Source organism: Streptomyces canus (assembly GCF_030816965.1).
Taxonomy (GTDB): domain Bacteria; phylum Actinomycetota; class Actinomycetes; order Streptomycetales; family Streptomycetaceae; genus Streptomyces; species Streptomyces canus_E.
The window spans coordinates 8,098,171-8,116,860 of record NZ_JAUSYQ010000002.1; the positions used below are offsets into that span (position 1 = coordinate 8,098,171).

Below are 18,690 nucleotides of genomic sequence, written 5' to 3' on the forward strand. Positions count from 1 at the left end.
AGGGGCGAGAGGGGTCAGGGGGTGAGCGGCTCGTAGGTGAACGCGACCGTCGGTGGCGTAGGGGCCGATGACGCGGCCGGTGAATCCGCCGGCGACCTCGGTGGTGAGGTAGCGGCCGTCCAGGGCGGCGAGTTCGGTGAAGGTGCCGTCCTCCTGGCAGGTCCCGAAGCGTACGACGTCGGGTCCGGTGCGGGCGTCGTCGAGGGCGGTGCGGGCGGTGATGTCGAGGCCGAGGACGACGGGCCCGGCGCCTTGTCGGACCGGGCGACGACGCTGCGCAGCGGGCCGATACGGGCGATGACGCGTACTTCGTCGAGGCGGACGGCGAGGTCGCCGCTTCCGCCGGAGACGTCGAGTTCGGCCCTGGTCCGGCAGGAGAGGTGCGCCTGGCGGCGGCCGAGGAAGGTGACATCGGGAGCGTCGAGGCTCCGGCCGAGGGCGTGCAGGGTGAGGTGGCCGGCGCGTTCGCGGGTGGTGATGCGTGGCGGGACACTGCGGAACGAGCAGAGCGGGCAGGAGTACAAGTCTTCGAAGCGCTTCGATATTGCAGTGAGGTTAAGGGGCCACCTGTGGGGCCACAAGGCTCGCGTCAACTTTCCCTGAGACCATTGGAGAGTGGGAGGTCGACGGGGTCTTCTGCGGGTCTGCGTGAGCTTGGGTGAACGCCTTGACGCCTGGGTCGGGGTGACGGAACATCGAAGCGCTTCGAACCTCGACGCATCTGCTCCCGCACCACCTCCAGCTCGGCCTCCAGGTCTTCTTCCTGCTTCGCATCCTGCTTCTCCTCCTCAAGGGATCTGAGTACGTGACCGAAAGCTCGCCGCCCCTCTTCCGTGACCCCACCGCCGCCCTGGACCAGCGCGTCGACGACCTCCTCTCCCGCCTCACACTCGACGAACGCATCGCATTCCTGCACCAGTTCACCCCCGCGGTGGACCGTCTCGGTCTCGCCGCCTTCCGCACCGGGCAGGAGGCACTGCACGGTGTGGCCTGGATGGGGCCCGGCGACGGTCTTCCCGGCAGGCGGTCGGCCTCGGCGCGACCTGGAACGACGGCCTCGTCCGCCGGGTCGGCGACGCCGTCGCCCAGGAGACGCGGGCGATGCGCGCACGCGACGACCGGGTGGGGCTCAACGTGTGGGCGCCGACGATCAGTCTGCTGCGGCACCCGCTGTGGGGCAGGAACGAGGAGGGCTACGCCGAGGACCCGCACCTGACGGCGGCGATCGCCACGGCGTACACCCGCGGCCTACGCGGCGACGACCCGGCGTACTGGATGACGGCCCCCGTCCTCAAGCACTGGCTGGCCCACAACAACGAGACGGACAGGTCGACTTCGTCCTCCTCGGTACGGCCGAGGGTCCTCCACGAGTACGACATGCGCGCCTTCCGCCGCCCCGTCGAGGCCGCAGCCGTCGCCGGGGTGATACCCGCGTACAACCTCGTCAACGGGCGGCCGAACCATGTCTCGCCGTACCTGCGGGAACACCTTCGGACCTGGACGGACCAGGAAACTGCAGCCTCTGGGCAGACGTGGCCCCCCGAGCAACATAGGCATCCACGGCAACCCCGATCCCGACAACTTCGAGGTGCTGGAGAACCTGCGCTTCGAGAACATCGACATCCTCGACCACCGTGAGCCGCAGGTGAGCGCCCAGCGCTGCATCGCCCTCAACCCCGGCGACGGCAACCTCATCCGCGACGTCAGGTGCGACAACATCCGCGTCGAGGACATCCGCTGGGGCCAGCTCGTCCAGATGCGGGTCACCTACATGCCGAAGTGGAACACCGCACCCGGCCGCGGCATCGAGAACGTCTACATCAAGGACCTCACCTACACCGGCACTCACGCCGGTACGTCGCTGCTCCTGGGCCTCGACGGGGACCACCTCATCAAGGACGTCACGTTCGAGAACCTCGTCGCCAACGGGCGGGTCATCCGCGACAGCGGGGCAAGCCGGCCTGGTACCTGGCCTCGGACGGCGTGCCCATGTTCGCCAACGAGCACGTTCACAACCTCCGCTTCCTCACCACCGAGGAGGCCGCGGCTCTGTAACCGCCGGCGCCCGGCCCCGGCGTCTTCCTCAGGCGACGCCGGGGCCGACCACACACCTTTGACACCGGCAACGAGCGGGTCGGTCGCGTCCACCAGTTCCTCGACAGCTGTCTCGAAGGCTCCGTACGGGGAGGTGCGCGGCCACCCTTCACCCCGGTCTCTTGACGGCCTCCCCTCCAGGTACCCCCCAACTCTCTTACCGATACAGAATTCTCCCGAGCCCCTTGGAGCCCCCATGTCCACCGTTACCGCCATCGTCGACCTCGACATCGAGGGTCCGACGATCAGCCGACATCTCTACGGTCACTTTGCCGAGCACCTCGGCCGCTGCGTCTACGGCGGCTTCTGGGTCGGGGAGGACTCGACGATCCCGAACGAGGGCGGCATCCGCCTTGACGTCGTCCAGGCGCTGCGTGCCCTGAACATCCCCAACCTCCGCTGGCCGGGTGGTTGTTTCGCCGACGAGTACCACTGGAAGGACGGCATCGGCCCCCGTGACCAGCGCCCCCGGATGGTCAACACCCACTGGGGCGACGTCGAGGAGAGCAACCACTTCGGCACCCACGAGTTCATGGCATTGTGCGAACTCCTGGGCACCGAGCCCTACATCAGCGGCAACGTCGGCTCCGGCACCGTGCAGGAGATGAGCGAGTGGGTCGAGTATCTGACCCGCGACGGCGACAGCCCCATGGCCAGGCTGCGCAGGGCCAACGGCCGCGACGAGCCCTGGCGGGTGAAGTTCTGGGGCATCGGCAACGAGACGTGGGGCTGTGGCGGCAACATGCGCGCCGAGTACTCCGCAGATCTGGCCCGGCAGTACGCCACGTACTGCCGCGACCACGGCGACAACAAGCTGTACCGCATCGCCTCGGGCGCGACCGGCGACGACTACAAGTGGACCCGCACCCTGATGGAGCAGATCAACTGCTTCGGCTGCGAGGCCACCCCGCGCACTTTCTTCCAGGGCATATCCGTCCACCACTACACGATGTCCGGCACTTGGGAGGCGAAGGGCAGCGCCACCGACTTCGACACCGACGACTACTACCGCACCATGGCCTCGGCCCAGCGGATCGACCGTATCCTCACCGGCCACTCCACCGTCATGGACATCTACGACCCGGGCCGCAGGGTCGGCCTGGTCCTGGACGAGTGGGGCACCTGGTGGGACGTCGAGCCGGGCACCAATCCGGGCTTCCTGTTCCAGCAGAACACGCTGCGCGACGCGCTCGTGGCCAGCACCCACTTCGACATCTTCCACAAGCACGCCGCACGTCTGTACATGGCGAACATCGCGCAGACCGTCAACGTCCTGCAGGCCATGCTCCTCACCGACGGCGACGCGCTGGTCCTCACCCCGACCTACCACGTCTTCGAGATGAACAAGGGCCATCAGGACGCCACCTCACTCGCCGTGCACCTGCGCACCGAGGATGCCCGGCGCCGGGTGGGGGACGCCGAGCTCGACACGCTGTCCGCCTCGGCCAGCATCAAGGACGGCACGGTGCTGATCTCAGTGTCCAACCTCGACGCCGAGGAACCGGTCGAGGTGACACTCGACCTGCGCGGGGGAGCGGTCGGCGAGCCGACCGCTCGTCTGCTGACCGCGGACAGACTCCAGGTCCACAACTCCCCGGACTCACCCGAGGCGGTGGTTCCGCGCCCGTTCGACGGCGTGAAGCCAACAGGTCAGGGGCTCGTTCTGACGCTGCCTCCCCACTCGTTCATCACCGTCCAGGCCCCCGTGGCCCGCACGCACTGAGGAGCCGACATAACGAGCCGGACGCCCGACATCGCTGTGGGGACGGTGATCCACGGCGACACCGTGGCGTCCGGCACCGCCATCTCGCCCGATCTCTTCGGGGCGTTCTTCGAGGACCTCAGCCATGCGGCGGACGGCGGTCTGTACGCCGAGCTGATCCAGAACCGTTCCTTCGCGTACAGCCGCGCCGACCGGCTTGATTGGCATGCCCTGACCGCGTGGGAGGTACTGGAGCGGGAGGGCGCCGCCGGGGCGGTCGCCGTGTCGGCTGAGGCTCCGTTGCACTCGGCCAACCCGCAGCACGCCGTCCTGCACACCACGGCCACCGGCACGGCCGCCTCGGCGCCGGGCTGCGCAACGAGGGCTTCGACGGCATCCCCGTCCAGGAAGGTGCACACTACGACGTCAGTGTCTACGCCAGGCTCGTCAGACGGCACGGCGGTCCGGCTGGTGGCGGTGATCGAGAGCCGTGACGGCGAACGGGCATACGCAGAGGGGGGGTGCGTCCGGTCGACGGATCTTGGGAGCGGCATGCGAGCGTGCTGACCTGCGCCGTTACGGACCCGGAAGCCCGGTTCACTCCCACGTCGACCGGTGTCGGCACCGGCCAAGCGGACCTGGTCTCCCTCTTCCCCCAGGCGACGTTCTGGGGCTGACCGGGCGGACTGCGCGCCGACCTGGCCGAGGCTATCGCTGATCTGAAGCCCAAATTCGCTCGCTTTCCCGGCGGTTGTGTGGCGCACGGGGCTGCCTGGCGAACATGTACCGGTGGTGGACACCATCGGTCCGCTGCCCGGCCTCAGACAGCAGCACAACCTGTCGGGCTACCCGCCGCGCAGGCGGGCAGCGCCCCGGTGCTGCGGCAGCGGGTGCTGGTGCTGTACCTGTCCACCTCGGCCCTGGACTCCCCGGTCGTCGGCTGGGCACGCTACGACGGGACCGGCCGCACCTCCCCGACCACGGGAGACAGCGACGAGCCGCCGTACGAGTCGGGCGTGGAGGCCCTTCGCGACGGCTGGCGGTTGATCCAGGCCGCCCAACTGATCCCGCCCTGTCCGGGGGGCGAGTACGACGTCTCCTTCCTCAAGCACGAGTTCTTCTTCGAGCAGATCGTCGACGTGCGAGCGGAACGGTGACCGGCAGTCGCCGTGTGCGGTGGGAGCAGTCGGCGGACGGAGTGCGGCTGACCTGCCGCGGACTGTCCATGCGGGCGGTCTGGGAGGGGCCCGGCATCCTGCGGGTCGCGGCCCGCCCCGCGTCCGACGGCGGCCCCGTCCTGGCCGATGGCCCGATGCTCGATCCGCTGCGCGAGCGACGACGACCCGGAACCTTCACGCTCATCGAGAAGGACGATGAACTGGTCATGTCCGATGGCTCGTTGACCCTCGTGTCGACCTCGCCACCGGACGGCTCAGCTACCGCGGCCCGTCCGGGGAACCACTCTTCAGCGAGCTGGAGGCGGACGCGGTCCAGCTGGAGCGCCGCACGCCGGCCGGCGCGACCGACTCCGCTCCCGGCTACCGTGCCCGCCTCGGACTGCGGCTCACCGATGGCGAAGCGCTGTACGGCCTCGGCCAGCACGAGGAGGGCCGGCTGGACCGGCGGGGCACGACGCAGTACCTATACCAGCACAACCTCAAGGTCAGTGTCCCCTTTCTGGCATCCACCCGCGGCTGGGGTCTGTTGTGGCACGGATACAGCGCGATGATCTTCCAGGATGACGCGGCGGGCTGCCGGCTCCAAGCCGAATGCGTACCGGAACTGGACTACTTAGTGCTGGCGGGACCCGGACTCCATGACGTGGTCCGCCGCTACCGGCGGCTGACCGGGGCCGCGTCGATGCCGCCACGCTGGGCCTTCGGCTTCATCCAGTCCACGGAGCGTTACCACGACCAGGGGAACTGCTTGCGGTCGCCCGGCGCTACGTCGAACTGGGGCTGCCCCTTGAGGGGATCGTGCTGGACTGGATGTCCTGGCCGGACGGCCTGTGGGGACAGAAGTCCCTCGACCCCGCGCGCTTCCCCGACGCCGAGGACCTGTGCCGCCGTATGCACGACATGGGCACCAAACTGATGGTCTCCATCTGGCCGCACGTTCACGGCGACGGCACCGACCGGCTCGAACTCGCCGCGGCCGACGCGATGCTGGCGAACGGAACCACGTACGACGCCTTCGACCCGAAGGCCCGCGCCCTGTACTGGAAGCAGGCCGAGACGGCTCTGTTCGCCAAAGGGGTCGATGCCTGGTGGACCGACTGCTCGGAACCCTTCGAGGCCGACTGGAACGGTGCGAGGGAGCCGTCCCCCGAGGAGCGGATGCGCATCAACACCACCGAGGTGGAGCGTTACCTGGGTCCGGACCGCAGGAACGCCTACTCCCTCCTGCACAGCCGCGGAATTTGGGAGGGGCAGCGGGCCACCGGCAGCCCGAAGCGGGTGCTCAACCTGACCCGGTCCGCCTATCCCGGCCGGCAGCGCTACGGCACGTACAGCTGGTCCGGTGACATCGTCGCGACCTGGGAGTCACTGCGCCGGCAGGTCGCCGAGGGGCTGAGCTTCGCCGCCTCCGGCCTGCCGTACTGGACCACCGGCGTCGGAGCCTTCTTCCCCGGCAAGGTCTGCCCCGGCTTGGACGGGGCGTCGTTCCTGCGCGGCGACTTCGACGCGGGAGCACAAGACCTGGGCTACCGCGAACTGTTCCTGCGCTGGTTCCAGTACGCCACCTTCCTGCCGATGCTGCGCACGCACGGCACCGGCACGCCGCGCGAGATCTGGCACTACGGCGAGCCGGGTGACCCTGTGTACGAGACGCTGGTCCGGTTCATCCGCCTGCGCAAGGCTCTGGTCCCCTACCTCTACTCCCTCGCCTGGCAGGTGCACTCCGAGGACAGCACGATGTTCCGTCCGCTGGCCTTCGACCTCGTCTTCCCGGGCGCGGACGGCTCGTTCGTGCTGTACGAGGACGAAGGCGACGGCTGGGGCTACGAGCAGGGCGCCGGCGCCCGCACCGAGCTGCGCTGGGACGAGGCGAACGGCACCCTGACCGTCGGCCGCCCGGTGCGCGACTACCCCGGGCGCCCGGTCCGTCGCGTGGTACGCGCCCGGCTGGTCGAGCCCGGCCGGGGCTGGGCCGAAGCATCGGCGTTGTGGCTCACTGCCGAGCAGCAGCGCCAGGAGCTGCGGATTCCCTTGCGACCGTCGCGATCGTCGTCGCGGCGGTCCTGACCGGGGGCGCTGCCCCGCGTCCCCCTGTCCGTACCGAGAATGAATGGCTCCGCACTTCCCCGGTGCGGAGCCGTCGCTATGTGTTCTGTCGGTTCACTCCGGGCGGGTGGAGAGACGGAGCAGCACCGCCGAAGGGGCCGACGGGAGGGAGACGTCGAGCGTCGCGGCCTTCGGGTCCCACGTGGCTTGCGCCTTGGTGGTGGAGGGGTACAGCACGACGACGCCGACCCGGGCGCCGCGAAGGGTCGGGAACGGGAGAACGGCCGACTCGGCGGAGTCGTCACCGGGACGGCGCCACACGGTGACGTACGTGGTGTCGGGGGTGTGCAGGGCCAGGGCGATCCACGGGTCGTACCAGCCGGGTAGGCCCAGCGGCCAGGCGGGGACGGCGGTTGCCAGGTCGCCGCGGATCGTCTTGTGGACGGCGACCGCCTCGTGCGCCAGGGCGAGAGCGTCGGGGGCGAGTTCGGGGAGGAGGCCGGAGAGGTGGATGCGGCCGAGGAGGGCGCTGGCCATGGTGAAGGCGACCTCGTCGAGGGAGTCGTCGGGCAGCGGGTAGGCCCACACCGCCCCTTGTTCCGGCGTGACCGCGGTGGGTGCGGCCGCCGCGATCGGGGCGTACAACTCCAGGTTCTGCTGGTCGCTGGTGGAGTGCAGCTGGACGCGCGAGAGAAGGGCATAGTCGGAGCGCTTGCCGCCGGAGGCGCAGCTCTCCAGGACGAGGCCCGGGTGGCGGTCCAACACGCCGTCCAGCCAGTCGAGGAAGGCGCGGTTGTGGCCGAGCAGGCCGTCCGCCGGGGACTCACCGGGGTGACTGCTGGTGCCGGAACCCGCGTCCACGTTGTAGTCGAGCTTGAAGTAGCCGATGCCCAGGCCGTCGACGAGCCGGTCCACCACCTCGTCCAGGTGGGCGCGGGCGGCGGGGTGGCGCAGGTCGAGGTGGTAGCGGCCGTTGGCGTTGACGCGGGCGCCGTGGCGGCGGAAGAACGCCTCGTCAGGCAGGGCGGTGGCGATCGGGCTGTGCACGCCCACCACTTCGGGTTCCAGCCACAGTCCCGGCACCATGCCGCGCTCCCGTATCCGATCCATGACCTCCCCCAGGCCGCCCTCGCCGGGAAAGCGGGAGGGGGCGGGCTCCCACGCGCCGACGGTGGTCCACCAGCCGCCGTCCCCGTCGTCGTACCAGCCGGCGTCGATGACGAAATACTCGGCGCCCGCCTCGGCGGCGGCGTCGATGTGCGGCAGCAGGCGGGCCGTGGTCGGGTCGCCCATCAGGCAGTTCATGTAGTCGTTGAAGATGACGGGAAGGTGCTGGTGGTCGGGGTGCGGGCGGCGGATCGCCCGCCGGTATCGGGTGAGGGCGGCGAACGCCTCGTCGATGCCGCCGGTCTCGGTGAGGGCGAGGGCCACGGGGACGGTCGTGGAGCTCGCCCCCGGCTCAAGACGGTGCGACCAGCCGTGCCGGACGTTGGTGGGGCCGGACAGGGACAGGAATCCCGTGTCCATGTTCTCCCCGCAATCCCATTGCCAGCCGCCGCCGTTGGTCTCCAGCTGCCACAGCCAGGTCCGCCCCGTCTCGCGGTCGCTCAGCGCGCCCATCGGCAGGTGACCGCCGCTGGAGCAGGAACCCTTCCCGGCGATGGTGAGGGTCCCCATGCGGTAGGGCTGGTGGACGCGGCCGTTGATGTGCGGGACGGCCTGGCGCAACGGGCGCCGCTGCCAGCGGTGCTCGTTGATCCAGTCGTGCTCCGCCCACAGCAGGTCCGCGGTCTCCAGCTGCGCGGGGTCCGTGGTGAGGACGCCGAGGACGAGGGAGGTGACCGACTCCAGGTCGAGTGGGTTGCTGCCCCCGTTGCGCAGCTCCACGTGTGCACGCAGGACCGGGATGCCGTCGGGCGAGCGGTAGACCACGTCGGCGGCGAGGTCCGTCTCGGGGTCGTGCAGGCGGACGGTCAGCTGGTGCCAGTCCCCGTCGCGCCGGGCGTCGTGGCTGAGGTAGCGCAGCCGTGCGCCGACACTGTCGACCAGGCGCCGGCTCGACGAGTCCGGGTCCTGGGCGCCCACGACGGCCTCGACCAGCGGCAGCGACTCCCTCGAACCGGCCGGCCTGGGCACGGTGTCGGGGGCGCCGAGGTGACGGAGTCGCGGACGGCCGTCCTGGTCGGCGTCGATGATCAGGCGCAGGGCGTCGTGGCCCCAGTCGAGGAGAACGCGGGTGTCGATCATGATGAGTGTTCCTTCGCTTCTTCGGTGTCAGCGGCTGGTGTGCGCGGCGAGCGCCCGGCCCGCGTGCGCCGGTACGGCAGCGGGCCGCACGGGGGTGCTGGTGATGTGGACCGGCTGTCCGGCTTCGGCCGCGGCGAGCAGCGCCTCCATGGCCTCCAGGACGTGATAGGCGAGGCAGCCGTCCGCGCGGTGCGGGGTGTCTGTGGCGTGGGCGGCTGCCAGGTCAGCGATGCCGTAGCCGCGCTCGGCGCCCGGGTAGCCGCCCCGCACGGGGACGTCCTCCCAGTCCTTGGTCTCCGCGCCGGCCCGGAAGAGGCGCACCGGGCCGTCGAAGTGGTTGGGGTCGGGGACGGACAGCGAGCCTTCCGTTCCGTAGATCTCGATGTGCGGCAGGCCCGCTGCCCAGACGTCGAACGACATCACCAGCGTCGACAGCGCCCCGCTCGCGTGCTCCAGAACGCCGGTGACGTGCGTGGCCACCTCCACCGGGAACGTGGTGCCCGCGCGCGGACCGTGGCCGACGGTGCGCTCGGACCGCGAGGCGGAGGTCATGCCGACCACTTTGCGCACCGGACCGAGCAGGGTGACGAGCGCGGTGAGGTAGTACGGCCCCATGTCGAACAGCGGGCCGCCGCCCGGCCGGTAGTAGAACTCCGTTGCCGGATGCCAGAGTTCAGGGCCCGGAACCACCATGAAGGCGGTCGCGGCGACGGGTGTGCCGAGTTCCCCGGCGTCCAGCACCGCGCGGGCGGTCTGCACGCCCGTGCCCAGGACAGTGTCCGGCGCGCAGCCCACCCGTCCCCCCGCCGCTTCGGCCGCGTCGAGGACGGATCGGGCCTCAGCCGTGGTCGCGGCCAGGGGCTTCTCGCCGTAGACGTGCTTGCCCGCGGCGATCGCGGCATGGGCGACCTCGGCGTGGGCGGCGGGGACGGTCAGGTTGAGGACGAGGTCGACGTCGTCGGCCGCGCACAGCTTTGACGGTCGTGGCGCGGGCGCCGGGGACGGTGGCCGCGACGGCGGGGGCGCGGGCCGCGTCCAGGTCGGCGACAGCCGTGACGCTCAGATGCGTCAGTGCGGGGAGGGTGCGCAGATAGGCGCCGCTGATCTGTCCGGCGCCGACCAGCCCGATCCGCAGGGCTATGGGGCGTTCCGTCAACGGGTCGCCCATGCCATGCCCTTCCGGATGCATGCCCTTCCGGATCATCGTGTCGACCTCGGGAACCTCCAGGTCGGCGAGGCTGTGTCCGAGGGTGGTGACGAACACCCGGCCCGCGTCCCAGTGCCTGGTCCAGGTGACCGGCACCGGCGTGCCGAGGAGTTCGGGATGGTCGGGATCGGGGCCGTACCCGGTGACGGCGAGCACCTCGATCGCAGGATCCACGTGCAGGTAGTACTGCTCGGTGGTGACGGTGAACGGCTTGATGCCGCCTGCCAGCACCGGATGGTCGGCCTTTTCCGGGACGGGGCGCACCTCGAAGGTCGTGAATTCCCGTGCGTGGTGCACGAACTGGCTGTCCGTCATCATCTGATAGCGGGTCTCGGCGCGGAACGCGTCGACGATGCCTCCGTGCCAGCCGGCCAGGCCGGTTCCCGCCCCGACAGCCTGGCTCAGGCCCTCCGCCTGCGGGCCGGTGATCTCGCCCATCGTCCAGCACTGCACCACCAGGTCCGTGGCGGCCAGCAGCTCCTCGTCGAGGTAGCTGTCGAGCGTGCCGGAGACGGTCACTGCGTAGCCGTCCGCCTTGAGTGCCGTGACGTAGCGGTCGGTGGCGGCCACGGGGACGTGCCCGTCCCAGCCCCAGCGGACTACCAAGGCCTGCTTGACAGACGTCACAGGCCGTTCCCGGGGGCATCGGTCAGGTCCACGTCCACGGGAGCCTGGGTAACGGCAGGCGCGAGCCATGTAGCGAGCGCGTGGGCCAGATCGCGGCCGGGCACGGTGCTGAGGGGTGCTGTCACGCTTCTTCGTCCTGACAGCTCAAATCGCCTTTGTCGCAGGGTACGTGGTGGATGCGAGCGTGACGTTCCGTGGGTGACCATGGTGTCTCCTCGAGTGCGGATGCCGTGGGGGCGCCAGGAAGTCTGGGAGAGCTCCAGGAGTTGGCGGTGTGGAAGTCGGTGCGTCAGGGGGTGGGGGAGCGCAAAGAGGAACGCTCCGCCGTGTTCGATATTACGAACTGCGGTCGAAACATCGACCATCAAAATGGTAGGAGCCCTGTGGAAAACGTCAACCCCTTGAGCGATGTCGTCGGGGGAGTTGGCTGGTGGGTGCTGAAACCACGGGTGGTGTCCGTAAGGCCCCTCCATCGGTGTCGGTGAGGGCTTCCAGTACGGCCATCCTGGAAGCCCTCATAGGGGTCCTTGCACTATGAGCGTATGACCCCTGAGGGCGTTCCGGAACGGAGTGCTGGACGCGGACGTCGCGCTGTCGTCCGGGCCGCCGCGCACGCGCGCGTGGCATCCGGAGGCGTCCGATGTCGCGCCGAGCCGACCCTCTCACCGGCACCACCGAGGTCGGCACCGTGGTCATCCGCGAGCTGATCCGCGTCGCGGGCAGCCGGTGGGCCGTGGAGGAATGACCTTCCCCTCGTAGCGTTGAGGCTGTGATTGCAGGGGAAGTTGAGAGTCTGGCGGAGAAGCGACAGTCGTACGATGCCGAGTTCCGTGAGGGGGCTGTGCGGATCGTGACTGAGACGGGGAAGACGATCACGCAGGTAGCGGCCGATCTCGGGATCAAGGAGACCACCCTGGGCAGCTGGGTGGCGCGGGTCCGGAGGGCCGGCGGGGACGGGACGCTGGGCGAGCTGGAACGCGAGGAGCTCGTGCGGCTGCGCCGGGAGAGCGTGGAGAACCGCAAGCGGATCAAGGAAGTTGAGATGGAGCGTGATGTCTTCAAGCGTGCCATGGCTCTCTGGGTGAAGTGACCGAGAACGAACCGGAGGCGCTGGTCGCCTTCATCGGTCGCCAGAGAGCCGAGCACAACGTGCCCCATCGGATGTCCTGTCGCCTGCTCGGGGTGAGCGAGGCGTGGTTCTACAAATGGCGGCGACGTTCCGCGGAGCCGACGGAACGTGAGGTCAGGCGCGTGAAGCTGGAGGAAAGGATCAGGTACTTCTTCCGCGCGTCGGGCGAGACGTACGGGTCGCCGAGGATCACGCTGGATTTGTGGGAGGAGGGCTGGCAGGTGTCGGTGAACACCGTCGCCGAGATCATGGCCGAGCTCGGCCTACAGGGGCGCAAGCCCCCGCGTCGGCGGAAGTCACTGACCCGGCAGGGCAAGCGGAAAGCCGCCCCTGACCTGGTGCGTCGTCGGTTCGACGCTGTCGCTCCGGATCTGCTGTGGTACGGCGACATGACCGAGATCGAGACCGACGAGGGCAAGATCTACTTGGCGACGGTCATCGACGCGTTCTCGCGGCGCTGTCTCGGCTACGCGATGGGCGAGCATCACGACGCGGCCCTGGTCGGGGCGTCGTTGAAGGTGGCGGCCGTGACACGTGGCGGCAGCCTGGATGGGACGATCTTCCACAGCGACCGCGGCGCGGAGTACACGTCCGAGGCGTACAACAAGCTCTGTGACCGCCTGGGCGTGGTGCAGTCCATGGGACGGGTGGGGTCCGCGCTGGACAATGCCGCCGCGGAGAGTTTCAACTCGCTGATCAAGGTCGAGTACATCCACCGCCGACAATTCGCGACCCGGACCGAGGCCCGCCTGAAGATCGCCACATGGATCACTGGGTTCTACAACCCGCGACGAAGGCACAGCGCGGCCGGCGGCCTACCGCCCGAGGAGTTCGAAAGAATCATCGCCGAAGCGCGCGAGCGACACTGCCAGAAAGATCAGACCGCATAACCAAAGTCTCTACGGGACCAGGGGGTTGACAGATCTGCTGTGGCTGCCGCGGAAGGTGCCGGTGCGGCAGGCGTGAGGCCACGGCCGCGCGGGCCTGCCGCACAATCTCCGGGCCCGAGGCTCGAAAAAATCCTCCGCGCGGCGGTGCAACGAAATCCGATCCTCATGGACTCCTTCAACCATCTAGGAGGTGCCCATGTTGGATCGGAAAGAGGCTCGGGACGCGGAGTTCCAGAGCTTCGTCGTCGGCCGCTGGCCACGGTTGCTGCGCACGGCTTTCCTGCTCACGGGGGAGCAGCATGCCGCGGAGGACCTGGTCCAGTCGACGCTCGAACGGGCCTATGTGGCCTGGCGCAGGGTCGGCGCGGCCGACGACCCCGACGCGTACGTACGGCGCGTGATGATCAACGCGCACGCCCGCAGGCACCGCAGACGCCTCAAGGAGTTCCTGGCGCCGAAGGACTATGCGGGCCTCACCCACGAGCTGCCCGACGCCGACGACCGCATCGCGCGGGCGGACGACCGCGGCGCGCTGCTGACGGCGCTCGCCGCACTGCCCGTGCGCCAGCGGGAGGCGGTGGTCCTGCGGTACTGGGAGGACCTGAGCGAGGCGCAGGCGGCGGAGGCCATGGAATGCAGCGTCGGCACGGTGAAGAGCAACACGGCGAGGGGGATCGCGAAGCTCCGCGCCCTGCCGGGACTGGCCGAGGCACTCACGAACGGAGGGCAGAAGTGATGAGCGCGGACAGGGAGACGAACCACGACATGAGGTACGACGAGGCGCACACGGACATCGCCCTCCTGCTGGCGGTCGCGGCGGACGAGGTGGAGGTCGGCGCGGCCCCCTATCAGGCGGTGGTACGGGGAGGGAGGCGCCGCAAGACGCGCCGCTGGGCGGTGGCCGCGGCGGCCGCGGCGGTGATCGCGGGGTCCACGGGGACGACGCTGGCGCTGGCGGGAGGCACGGGCGGCGGGCACGGGGCGGGGCAGGTGGCCGCGCGGCCCTCGGCGGGGACGGCGAAGCAGAGTCCCGAACGGCGGGTGACGACTCTGGCCAGGGGCACGGACCACGGCAGGAAGTGGAAGGTCGACGCCGCCGTCTGGACCGCGCCGAAGACCACGGCGAAGGCACGCACCCAGCTCGCCGAGATGGCCCAGTACGGGGAGAAGCCGGTCGCTGTGGAGAAGGCCTCGGACCTGGTGGGCGAGAGCTGGCACTTCGTGCACCTGACCGTGGGGGGCAAGCCGTCGACGGTGATCCTGAGAGCATTCAAGAAGGACGACGTGGTCGCGGGCAAGGACCTCGAGGCGTACCCGAGGCCGTTGGACACCGACCGGGTCGGCGCCCCGCAGCGCCTGGTGATCGGCCAGGTCGCCCGGACCGTCCAGGAAGTCACCTGCACCTGGGACGACGGCACGAAGACCCGGGTGGAACGGGCCCCTGCGGGGGCCGGCGACTTCAAGAACCTGATCCGCGAGGTGGACGGCTCCCCGAAGGACTGGTTCGTGTGCCTGGGCCCGGACGGAGTGAACTACAAGAAGGCGGAGGCCACGGGGTGAGGTGAGCGATGCGGGCAGGGCGGCGGCAGGGGTCACAACCCCCGCCGCGGCAGCAGGGTCACAACCACCCCAGCTGCCGCGCCTCCCGCATCGCCTCCATCCGGTTGCGGGTGCCTGTCTTGCCGATCGCGGAGGAGAGGTAGTTGCGGACCGTGGACTCCGAGAGGTGGAGCTTGGCCGCGACGATCTTCCACAGCGCCCGCGGCGCGGAGTACACGTCCGAGGCGTACAACAAGCTCTGTGACCGCCTGGGCGTGGTGCAGTCCATGGGACGGGTGGGGTCCGCGCTGGACAATGCCGCCGCGGAGAGTTTCAACTCGCTGATCAAGGTCGAGTACATCCACCGCCGACAATTCGCGACCCGGACCGAGGCCCGCCTGAAGATCGCCACATGGATCACTGGGTTCTACAACCCGCGACGAAGGCACAGCGCGGCCGGCGGCCTACCGCCCCAGGAGTTCGAAAGAATCATCGCCGAAGCGCGCGAGCGACACTGCCAGAAAGATCAGACCGCATAACCAAAGTCTCTACGGAACCAGGGGATTGACATCCCGGGTCCTCCCCTCTTAGCCGGGATCTGGTTCGGCCTGCAGCAGCCTTTCCAGTTCTGTCTCGGCGTGGCCGACCGCGCCCGTCAGAGCCTCATGGTGGTGGGCGGACAGGACGCCGGATTCCAGTCCGGCCGCGGCGATCACCGCGTTGAGCGCGTCTGTCGCCCCGTCGTCCAGGGCGGACGCGGCGACGGGGTGGTGCAGTGCGTCTCGTGCGGCGTAGGCGTCGAGTCGGGCGACGCTGACGAGGGAGTCGAGTATGGGGGCGGCATGACGTCCGGTGCGGTCCAGTTCCAGGGCCGACAGGCCCGTCCGGGTCTGGAAGGCGGCGGTCGGCGGATCGGGGTGGGCAAGGAGCTGGACGGCCTCATCAAGGGTGCGGTCGAGGTCGGGTTCAGGGACGAGGGTGTCTACGGGCCGGCAGTGGGCGTGCAGGAGGAGGGCGATGGCTCCCTCCCAAGGCTCCGTGGGCTGGGTGGTGTCGATCAGGTCGCGGGCCTGTTGGTCCAGGCCCTGCTCCATCAGGGCCATGATCTTGATCTGGCGGCCGCCGAGGAGCCGGTTGCCGATGCCGCGGTGCTGGGTCATGGCGTCGGCGGCCTCGGTCCACCGGCCGATGCGGGCGAGGGCGCGGGCGCCGTCCACGAGGAGGGTGACGTACAGCTCCTGGCACACCGTGCGGTGATCCTCGTCCGTGCCGGTCAGGGGCGACAGGTCGACGGTGCGGTCGTCGATCTCGGTCTTCTCCCGCTGCCGCGCGGCGTGGTTGAGGCGGACCAGCAGGTCGTAGGCGGCCTCGCCCTGGCCTTCGCGGGTCAGCAGCCGGGAGAGGTTGACCAGCGGCATCAGCGACATGACGGCGATCCGTCCACTCAGGTGTCCGGCGTCGGCGAAGACTTGGTGCTGGCGCCAGCACAGGTCGGCGGCCAGGTCGGGCAGGCCGACGTCGGAGGCGATGAGCGCGGCGTAGTTGAGGACCCCGCAGGTGCGGGCCACCAGGTCATGGTGGCCCGCACCTGCGGGCGCGACGGTCAGCCCGGTGAGGTGGTTGATGCGCTCCTCCAAGGGGAGCGCGGGCGCCTTGGTGCGGCGGACCAGGGGAATGCGGCTGGCTATCGCGGGGATCATCGGCTCAGCCCTTGCGCGCCCAGTCGACGACCAGTCGGCTGTAGGGCTTGTCGACGACGAAGCGGGAGTCGTCCGCCGTCAGCCGGTCACGCGAGTCCGCGACGGCCATCCGGAAGCCCGGCTCGGGTGCGTCGTTGCCGCCGGTCGCATCCCAGGCACGGATCTCGCTCACGACGCGCTCGGCGAGGTCGGCGCTGCCCTCGCCGTGGCCGATCACGCCGACCTCCCAGTACCGGCCCTGCTCGTCCTCGCCCTCGCGGACGGTCAGGTACGCAAGCGACCCGGCGTCGAGGGCTGCCATGGAGCCCCACCCGAAGTGCGGAGTGAACCCGGGGCGCTGGCCCGGCAGGCGGGAGAGGCCGTTGGGCAGCACGCAGGCCAGGTACAGGTACAGCCACTCCCACGCCGAGCCCTGCCGGAACTTCACCCCGGTGTAGATCTTGGTCTGCTGCTGGTCGAGGACGGAGCGCAGGGCCTCGCGGTCGACGTCCTGCTCGCTGAACGTCTCCAGGCGCACGTCGCCCTCGCCGGCCATCGGCACGAGGGTGTACACGTCGTCGCAGACGCCCTTGCGCAGCGGGATGAAGGTGGCCATCTCGCAGGAGACGGTCTTCCACGCGTCGCCGTCACGTTCGAAGGCGAAGGAGCGGGAGATGCTGCCGCGGATGCGCATCGGCAGGACCAGTCCGCTTGCTGGTTTTGGGCCGGTGGCTGTAACTGAGAGCATCCGGCTACGGCCACGCCGTCTACCAGCGTTCACCGTGTTGTGTTTAAGCTGCTGTTGGGCGGGATTTCGGAAGGTTTCCAGGTGGATCAGGCCGAGCTTCATTCGTGCCACCACACTCGATGCTGCTTCCTGAACCGCCTGGAGGCGGTGATCAAAGAGGAAAGCGTTGCTCGTAGCGACTGAAGGAGGGCACTCGCCCGGAGGGCCCACTGCCGACACGGCCACGAGTACATACCGGAGAATGTATACCGGGTTCTCGTTGGCAGGACCGGAGCGGGTCAAGGCCCGCTAGGTCGACCCCGGCGATGTGACATCTCGTGACAGATGAGAGGCTCAGACGGGTGAGCGAGACACCACCGAACACCCTGCAATACCGCTTTGACGGGCCAGAAGGCGCCCCGGTTCTGATCTTGGGACCCTCCCTGGGTACCACATGGCACAGGTTGTAGAGACCGTCCAGGGGCGTCTATGCCAGTCCACTGCGGGCATGAAATTGCAGGTCGGAGCCTCTTGGTCCGAGAGCGTCTGCCCAGTTGGTGATGGATGTGTGATACGCGGGTGATATGGCGAGGCCCCGCCGAGGTCCGTCCTGGCGGGGTCTCTGCCCGGATCCGTGAGACGTCGAAGCCGCACCGGAGCACTCCGGTGCGGCTTCGACGTGAGGTCGAACGCGCTGGCGCGCACGATGCGGTCGATGCCTCGAAGGAGTCCGTGTGCCTGTGACTCTCTCGGGTGCCTGATTTGCGATCGCACCCGCTCATCCGTCCGTACCGGGGTGCGTTTTCCTCCCAGCGCGACTGGGACGCGTGAGTGCGGGAGCGGTTACGGCCGGATCGACTGGCTGGCCACCGGCAGCTGAACTGGCCATCTCGGCCTGTGGCCAGGCCACGGCTGCATCGCTGTCACGTGTGACGTCCATGTGGGCGTCGATCCGTACTCCCGTAACTACTACGAACGCCGCATCGGGAACCCGCGCGAGACAGTCTCATGCGTCTCGATCGCTACTTTGCCCGAGAGGTCGGCCACTTGGTCAGGCTCACACGGCCATGATGGCCACTAGAGGCGCAGTCGTAGGCTATGAAGCATGAAGATCAGGGTCCGTGACGCTCATCCAGCCGACGTCGAATGGATGAGCAACAACACCGAGGGCTGGACGGTCACCGTCGAGAAGCAGGAGGGGGCCGCCTCCCTGGCGGAGGCGCTGCACGCCCTGATCGCAGAGGATTCCGACCAAGGCGTGCGTATGGGATGGCTTCACTCCAGTCTGCAGCGCGCGGCAGGCGGCGAGCCCCGCTACGTCAGGCTTTATGAGCTCCACGTTTCTCCCGAGTTCCGACAAAGGGGAGTGGCACGAGCTTTGGTCGATGAGTTGTTTGCTCGGGTGCCCGATCAAGAGATCATCTTGTCTGCGTGGGACCGGGAGCTGTACGGAGTGTGGCTTAAGCTCGGATTTACATACGTCCCTGAACCCGACGAAATGTCAGGGGATTGCAGTTACCCCGGTGACATGGTGCGCCCACCGGTAGAAGCTTCGTCCTGAAGGATCAGGCATCGTCTGTCGGCATAGTCGTCCAGGACCGCTTCCTCAGGAGCCGGCCGTGTCC

Annotated in this window: 16 protein-coding genes and 5 pseudogenes; 12 read left to right on the plus strand and 9 right to left on the minus strand. The window is 69.1% G+C overall.

The window, feature by feature from the left end:
• Positions 1-14: 14 nt before the first annotated feature.
• Together QF027_RS38105 and QF027_RS38110 are read right to left on the minus strand one after the other, a co-directional pair.
• Positions 15-524, minus strand: coding sequence for a hypothetical protein (locus tag QF027_RS38105; protein WP_306974422.1), 510 nt, complete (start codon positions 522-524; stop codon positions 15-17).
• Between the two features lie 65 nt (positions 525-589).
• Positions 590-982 carry a hypothetical protein gene (locus QF027_RS38110; protein ID WP_307082796.1) on the minus strand — a complete coding sequence of 131 codons (393 nt, stop codon included), beginning with the start codon at positions 980-982 and terminating at the stop codon, positions 590-592.
• Between QF027_RS38110 and QF027_RS38115 the strand changes: the two are divergent.
• From QF027_RS38115 to QF027_RS49790, 6 genes and pseudogenes are all read left to right on the plus strand, one after another.
• Positions 902-1,542: pseudogene (locus QF027_RS38115) on the plus strand (glycoside hydrolase family 3 N-terminal domain-containing protein); the annotation flags it as partial. The gene QF027_RS38110 and the pseudogene QF027_RS38115 sit on opposite strands and share 81 nt — an antisense overlap.
• A 748-nt stretch (positions 1,543-2,290) precedes the next feature.
• On the plus strand, positions 2,291-3,817 hold the full coding sequence (locus tag QF027_RS38125) for an alpha-N-arabinofuranosidase (RefSeq protein WP_306974421.1): 1,527 nt from the start codon (positions 2,291-2,293) through the stop codon (positions 3,815-3,817).
• A 45-nt stretch (positions 3,818-3,862) separates the two neighbouring features.
• Positions 3,863-4,363 carry a hypothetical protein gene (locus QF027_RS38130; RefSeq protein WP_307079825.1) on the plus strand — a complete coding sequence of 167 codons (501 nt, stop codon included), beginning with the start codon at positions 3,863-3,865 and terminating at the stop codon, positions 4,361-4,363.
• A gap of 311 nt (positions 4,364-4,674) precedes the next feature.
• Positions 4,675-4,953: a hypothetical protein gene (locus QF027_RS38135; RefSeq protein ID WP_307082638.1), complete on the plus strand. Its 279-nt coding sequence runs from the start codon at positions 4,675-4,677 to the stop codon at positions 4,951-4,953.
• A gap of 265 nt (positions 4,954-5,218) precedes the next feature.
• A pseudogene (locus QF027_RS49785) lies at positions 5,219-5,512 on the plus strand (TIM-barrel domain-containing protein); the annotation flags it as partial.
• Positions 5,513-5,718: 206 nt separating this feature from the next.
• Positions 5,719-7,041 (plus strand): glycoside hydrolase family 31 protein, encoded by a 1,323-nt coding sequence (locus QF027_RS49790; RefSeq protein ID WP_373432517.1) that lies wholly within the window; start codon positions 5,719-5,721, stop codon positions 7,039-7,041.
• Positions 7,042-7,134: 93 nt separating this feature from the next.
• Here QF027_RS49790 and QF027_RS38150 read toward each other — a convergent pair whose 3' ends face one another.
• The 4 genes and pseudogenes from QF027_RS38150 to QF027_RS38165 form a co-directional block, all read right to left on the minus strand.
• Positions 7,135-9,267 (minus strand): alpha-galactosidase, encoded by a 2,133-nt coding sequence (locus tag QF027_RS38150; RefSeq protein WP_306974417.1) that lies wholly within the window; start codon positions 9,265-9,267, stop codon positions 7,135-7,137.
• A 27-nt stretch (positions 9,268-9,294) separates the two neighbouring features.
• Positions 9,295-10,435 (minus strand): annotated as a pseudogene (locus tag QF027_RS38155) (Gfo/Idh/MocA family protein).
• Between the two features lie 30 nt (positions 10,436-10,465).
• A pseudogene (locus QF027_RS38160) lies at positions 10,466-11,101 on the minus strand (ThuA domain-containing protein); the annotation flags it as partial.
• Entirely contained in the window at positions 11,098-11,226 is a 129-nt protein-coding gene (locus QF027_RS38165; RefSeq protein ID WP_307079827.1) for a hypothetical protein, read from the minus strand. The gene QF027_RS38165 and the pseudogene QF027_RS38160, both read right to left, overlap by 4 nt.
• 644 nt (positions 11,227-11,870) lie before the next feature.
• On the opposite strand from QF027_RS38165, the gene QF027_RS38170 reads away from it, so the two are divergent.
• From QF027_RS38170 to QF027_RS38185, 4 genes are all read left to right on the plus strand, one after another.
• Complete coding sequence (locus tag QF027_RS38170; protein ID WP_307079829.1) at positions 11,871-12,191, plus strand: transposase; 321 nt, start codon at positions 11,871-11,873, stop codon at positions 12,189-12,191.
• On the plus strand, positions 12,188-13,120 hold the full coding sequence (locus QF027_RS38175; RefSeq protein ID WP_307079830.1) for an IS3 family transposase: 933 nt from the start codon (positions 12,188-12,190) through the stop codon (positions 13,118-13,120). Before QF027_RS38170 ends, QF027_RS38175 begins: the two co-directional genes overlap by 4 nt.
• Positions 13,121-13,316: 196 nt before the next feature.
• On the plus strand, positions 13,317-13,856 hold the full coding sequence (locus tag QF027_RS38180) for a SigE family RNA polymerase sigma factor (RefSeq protein ID WP_307079832.1): 540 nt from the start codon (positions 13,317-13,319) through the stop codon (positions 13,854-13,856).
• Positions 13,856-14,680: a hypothetical protein gene (locus QF027_RS38185; protein ID WP_307079834.1), complete on the plus strand. Its 825-nt coding sequence runs from the start codon at positions 13,856-13,858 to the stop codon at positions 14,678-14,680. Before QF027_RS38180 ends, QF027_RS38185 begins: the two co-directional genes overlap by 1 nt.
• Positions 14,681-14,738: 58 nt before the next feature.
• On the opposite strand, the pseudogene QF027_RS38190 reads toward QF027_RS38185, so the two are convergent.
• Positions 14,739-14,864, minus strand: a pseudogene (locus QF027_RS38190) (LuxR C-terminal-related transcriptional regulator); the annotation flags it as partial.
• Between the two features lie 70 nt (positions 14,865-14,934).
• Between QF027_RS38190 and QF027_RS38195 the strand changes: the two are divergent.
• A complete protein-coding gene (locus QF027_RS38195) occupies positions 14,935-15,198 on the plus strand; it encodes an integrase core domain-containing protein (RefSeq protein WP_307079835.1) in 264 nt (87 codons plus the stop codon).
• A 48-nt stretch (positions 15,199-15,246) separates the two neighbouring features.
• On the opposite strand, the gene QF027_RS38200 is transcribed toward QF027_RS38195, so the two are convergent.
• Both QF027_RS38200 and QF027_RS38205 read right to left on the minus strand, forming a co-directional pair.
• Complete coding sequence (locus tag QF027_RS38200; protein ID WP_307079836.1) at positions 15,247-16,359, minus strand: hypothetical protein; 1,113 nt, start codon at positions 16,357-16,359, stop codon at positions 15,247-15,249.
• A 4-nt stretch (positions 16,360-16,363) separates the two neighbouring features.
• Entirely contained in the window at positions 16,364-17,086 is a 723-nt protein-coding gene (locus tag QF027_RS38205; protein ID WP_307079838.1) for a hypothetical protein, read from the minus strand.
• A 1,084-nt stretch (positions 17,087-18,170) separates the two neighbouring features.
• On the opposite strand from QF027_RS38205, the gene QF027_RS38210 reads away from it, so the two are divergent.
• Complete coding sequence (locus tag QF027_RS38210) at positions 18,171-18,626, plus strand: GNAT family N-acetyltransferase (RefSeq protein ID WP_307079840.1); 456 nt, start codon at positions 18,171-18,173, stop codon at positions 18,624-18,626.
• Positions 18,627-18,690 lie beyond the last annotated feature (64 nt).